This is a genomic window from Nocardia mexicana NBRC 108244 (genome assembly GCF_001613165.1).
In the GTDB taxonomy this organism is placed as follows: domain Bacteria; phylum Actinomycetota; class Actinomycetes; order Mycobacteriales; family Mycobacteriaceae; genus Nocardia; species Nocardia mexicana.
Genome location: NZ_BDBV01000119.1, coordinates 1 through 4,296, shown reverse-complemented (window position 1 = coordinate 4,296; position 4,296 = coordinate 1). Strand labels below are relative to the sequence as shown.

Annotated in this window: 6 protein-coding genes; 1 reads left to right on the top strand and 5 read right to left on the bottom strand. The window is 70.4% G+C overall.

The genetic code is table 11. The features are described from left to right. Positions 1–17: 17 nt before the first annotated feature. The gene (locus NM1_RS36490; RefSeq protein ID WP_068031149.1) at positions 18–536 is read right to left on the bottom strand and encodes a YbaB/EbfC family nucleoid-associated protein; all 519 of its coding nucleotides are present in this window, start codon (positions 534–536) and stop codon (positions 18–20) included. 6 nt (positions 537–542) lie between these two features. Next, positions 543–887: a hypothetical protein gene (locus NM1_RS36485; protein ID WP_068031146.1), complete on the bottom strand. Its 345-nt coding sequence runs from the start codon at positions 885–887 to the stop codon at positions 543–545. Positions 888–1,212: 325 nt separating this feature from the next. On the opposite strand from NM1_RS36485, the gene NM1_RS36480 reads away from it, so the two are divergent. Further along, positions 1,213–1,872 (top strand): response regulator transcription factor, encoded by a 660-nt coding sequence (locus NM1_RS36480; protein ID WP_068031143.1) that lies wholly within the window; start codon positions 1,213–1,215, stop codon positions 1,870–1,872. Positions 1,873–1,896: 24 nt separating this feature from the next. Here the strand turns inward: NM1_RS36480 and NM1_RS36475 are convergent, their stop codons facing one another. The 3 genes from NM1_RS36475 to NM1_RS42765 all read right to left on the bottom strand — a co-directional run bounded on the left by NM1_RS36475 (position 1,897) and on the right by NM1_RS42765 (position 3,356). Further along, entirely contained in the window at positions 1,897–2,193 is a 297-nt protein-coding gene (locus NM1_RS36475; RefSeq protein ID WP_084520384.1) for a hypothetical protein, read from the bottom strand. A 128-nt stretch (positions 2,194–2,321) separates the two neighbouring features. Then, positions 2,322–2,597 (bottom strand): hypothetical protein, encoded by a 276-nt coding sequence (locus NM1_RS36470; protein ID WP_068031138.1) that lies wholly within the window; start codon positions 2,595–2,597, stop codon positions 2,322–2,324. Positions 2,598–2,657: 60 nt separating this feature from the next. Then, a complete protein-coding gene (locus tag NM1_RS42765; RefSeq protein ID WP_157124068.1) occupies positions 2,658–3,356 on the bottom strand; it encodes a hypothetical protein in 699 nt (232 codons plus the stop codon). Positions 3,357–4,296 lie beyond the last annotated feature (940 nt).

Here is a 4,296-nt window from a genome sequence, read left to right as displayed (position 1 = left end):
ATGCGGTCATTCCCCGATCACCAGCCGGAATCGGTGATCCCTGACTCTCGGGAATCGCGCTTCTCGACGACCTCGACATTGTCGAAGGTCATCGGGCGCCCGGCATCGTCGGCGGCTCCGAAGATCTCCTGCGCGCCGGGCTTGGTCACGGGAGCACGCTCCGGGGGCGGGACCTGTTCGCGCAGGTCCGGCATGCCCGGGACCATATCGGACAGCTTGGGCAGCCGCGCCCGCTGTTCGTCCAGCGGCGACATCAATTCGCGCGATTTGCGGTTGACGTCCGCGGACGCCTCCTGCACGGCTTCGATCACCGCGCGCGCCAGGTCCGGATACTCGAGTTCCTCCACGTCGCGGCCGAATTTCAGATCGACCAGCACGCTGTCGGCATTCACCACGGCGGAGACCCGGCCGCGCCGCACCGACGCCTTGCCCACGAGCGCCGTACGCTCCCGCTGCAATCGGGCAATGGTCTCGAGGGTGTCTTGAATATCGTCCATCAGGTCCGGGAATTCCTCCGGACCGATTCGTCCCGACATGGCCGCCTACCCGTTCGACCGGAAGCGGCGGCGGTTGTCTTCCTCGAGCTCGTGGCGCACCTGTTCACCGGTCTTGCGCTGTCCGTCGGCCAAGCTGCCGACGTTCTTGACGATGCCTTTGTCGCCGGTGAGACCCTTCCCCACGTTCTCCTGGGTCTTGATGTAGCCGTTGCCGTCCTCGCCCTTGCTGAACTGCTCGCCGGTCCGGCACGTCCCCCACGGGCTGCCGAGCGCGTTCGCCCCGGACTCCAATGTCGACCAGACCTCGCCGATCCGGTCGGCGACATGCTGCGTCTTACTGGCGGCCTTCCCGAAGGATTCCGGGTCCAATTGCCAACGCTGGGTCCCCATCACGCACCCTTCCTGCCATGCCGGCGGTGCCGCACCCCGGCCCGAACCTGCACCCGACCGTTTCGTTCAGACACCGTTCATGTCCCTATCGAAAGTCGGCTGAATAACCGTAACATTGCTAGACCAAACCGACCACTCGGTGTGGATATCTGCTCTCGCACGTTCCCCTCATCCTCTATGCGATTCTGACATCCCAACGGGGGCTTATAAATCGGTTACGAGCAGGGAAAGCTCAAGGGAATGTTAAAGATCGGGCGCCGGTCCGCGGCCCGGCCGTTGCCGCAAAGAGCTGCGCATGAGCCCTGCGGTTTGCAAGGATCGGCGCGTGAGGCTCGCGGTGGTCGAAGACGATGAGGGTGTCGGGGAGGCGCTGATCGAGGCACTCCAGGCCCGCGGGCACGAGGCGGAACTCAAGCGTCGCGGGGCGGATGTCCTGCTCGCACACCGCGGTTACGACGTCATCATCCTGGACCTCGGCCTGCCGGATATCGACGGGCTGCAGGTGCTGCGGCAGTTGCGGCGGGTGAGCTCGGTCCCCGTGGTGATCCTCACCGCACGCGACGACGAACGCTCGATCGTCCGCGGCCTGCACGCCGGCGCCGACGACTATCTCGTCAAACCACCGCGCATCGCCGAGCTGCTGGCCCGGCTGGAGGTGGTCACCCGGCGCACGGCCGTACGTGCCGCACCCGCTCCGGAGGTGGTGATCTCCCGGGACGTGCGGGTAGATCTGGCGGCCCGCGAGGTACACGTGGCCGGGACGCCGATCACGTTGACACACAAGGAGTTCGAACTGCTGCGGATTCTGGTGGAGCAGCCGGGATCGGCGGTCAGCAGGCAGCAGCTGATGGACCGCATCTGGGGTGACGCCTTCCTGGCCATCTCCCGGGCCCTCGACGTTCACATGGCCTCACTCCGCGCCAAACTGGACCGGCCGGGACTGATCACCACCATCCGCGGCCACGGCTACCGCTGGGAGACATGAGAACAGGCCTCCGCTCAGCGGAACTCAGCTGTCCGCGTCGCCGGTCGTGCGGTTCCGGCGGTGCTCCTCGAACATGGCCTCCGTCCGGGCGCGGCGGGCGGCGTGGTTCGAACCGTCCAGTTGCCCGGCGAAGGCTCGGTGTGCCGCGGCGACGAGGGCGTCGGGGACGTCCGGGTAGGCCCGCGCGATATCCCACAGGGCCGCCTCGGTCTCCATGTCCAGGCCGGTGTCCGACGACAGACCGCCGCCGCCGCACGCCGAGGTGAGCTCTTCCTCGAAATTGCGGCGCAGCTCGGCCTGGGTGGGGGGTTTCAGGCGCACGATGCCTCCTCGAGGTTCCCGGCGGGACCTGCGGTCGCCGGTGCAACGGTATCCGGACCAGCTTCGTCAGACCAGGCGAACTGTCGGTGACCGGCCGGGAACGCGCCGGTGACATCCGCCGCGACGGACTAACCGCGCCGGTCGAACTGTTCCAGCTTGCGGGCCAGGGCCGCCTGGCGGGCGGCGGCGTGCGATCCGTCGAGCTGGCCCGCGAAGGCGCGGCGGGCCGCCTCGATCAGCTCGTCGGGGATGTTCGGATGGGCGTCGGCGACGGCCCACAGGGCCTCCTCGGTTTCGGTGTCGAGGCCGGTCTCCGAGGTCAGGCCGCCGCCCCCGGAGACCGACTCCAACTCCTGCTCGAAGTTGCGTCGCAGTTCGTCGTCGGACGGACGTTCCTCGCGCACTGTTCCTCCTCTGCGGTGCCATGATCGTTGTCACGATGCTCTGATCGTTTGCCGGCGCCCTCATCGGGCGAAGATACGCTCGCGCCGGACCGGGTCCGCGCAGACGTCGCGGATCAGCAGCCCCACGTCGTACTCCGCGGGAACGGCGCGATACCGCAACTCGCACTCGACCGTGCCCGCGACGGTGACCGCGAACCGAATTCGGTCCTCCGCCAACGGTTCCCAGGTAATCGACACCATGCCGGACTCCAGGTCGACGGCCCGGTCACCCACCCGCAGCGCCAGTCCGGCGGCGCCGCGATAGAACACCACCGACACCCCGTCGAGCTCGCCGTACACGCCCCCCGGCGCCTGCATGGCCAGCGCGGCGGGCTGCAGCCCTCCGGTGGCGGGACGGAACTGCGACAGCTCACCGAAGCCGCCGTAGGCCTGCACCAGGATGTCCGCACCGGCGGGCTTCGGCGCGCTGGTGAACATCCGCCTGCGCTTACCGTTGTCCGCGGGTGGCGCGGGCATCCCGGGTGGACCGGGTGGCGGCATCATCGGCGGGGGTGTGCCCGAATCCTGTTGCGGCGCAGGCGCCCCGACCCGATGTCCGTTCCCGGGCGGGTCGGGCAGCGTGCCGTGATTCCCGCCCGGAGCGCCGGGGTTGCTGTATGCCCCGGTTTCGCCGTTGCCCGGCGGATTCGGCATTCCGGATGTCCCGGCGTCGGGACGGTGGCCGTAGCCCGATCCGGAATCCACGGGGCCCGAAGGCATTCGCCCCTGCTCGGCATCGGGCAACCATCCGGGCTCATTGTCCCGCAGCGGACTCTCCGACGCGGGCACCCCGGACGACGCGGGCGGCTGCGGCCACCCCGGAGGCCCCGAACCTCCGGACCCGCTGGGCGGCAACGGAATCGGCGGACGATCCCCCGAAGGCGGAGCACCTTCGTGCGGCTCCTGCGGCGTGCCCGGCGGCTGCGCCGGGCCGCCCGGCACCGGAGCATGCGGCGACTCCGGAGCCCCTGGCCCAGGCGGCTCCGCAGGCCACGACGGCACAGGAGGAACACCCGGCGGATTCGGATAACCCGGCGGCACCGGCAACTGCGGCGGAGGTTCCGACGGGGGCACCGGAACCCCCGGAGGCCACAGCGCACCCGGCGGATACGGGGGCAGCGGAACACCCGGCGGCACCGGAGGATTCGGATACCCAGGCGGAGGCGTACCGGGCGGCCACGGCGGCGCGGGAGGCTCGGGCGCACCCGGCGGCACCGGCGCTTGCGGCGGCGCGGGAGGCTCAGGCGGAGGCACCGGAACCCCCGGAGGCCACGGCGCACCCGGCGGATACGGGGGCAGCGGAACCCCCGGGGGCACTGGAGGATTCGGGTAGCCGGGGGGCGGACTACCCGGCGGCTGCGCCGGTGGCGGCTCGGGCGTACCCGGCGGCACCGGTATACCCGGCGGCTGCGGAACACCCGGAGGCACCGGAGGATTCGGGTACCCAGGAGGCGGGGTACCCGGCGGCTGCGGAAGACCGGGCGGCACCGGAGGGTTCGGGTAGCCGGGCGGAGGCGTACCCGGCGGCTGCGGTGGTTCCGACGGGGGCAGCGGAACCCCCGGAGGCCACGGAGGATTCGGCTGTCCAGGTGGCCCCGGCGGGTACGGCGGCTCCGGCGCAGGCGGTGGCACCGGTACACCCGGCGGGTACGGCGGTTCC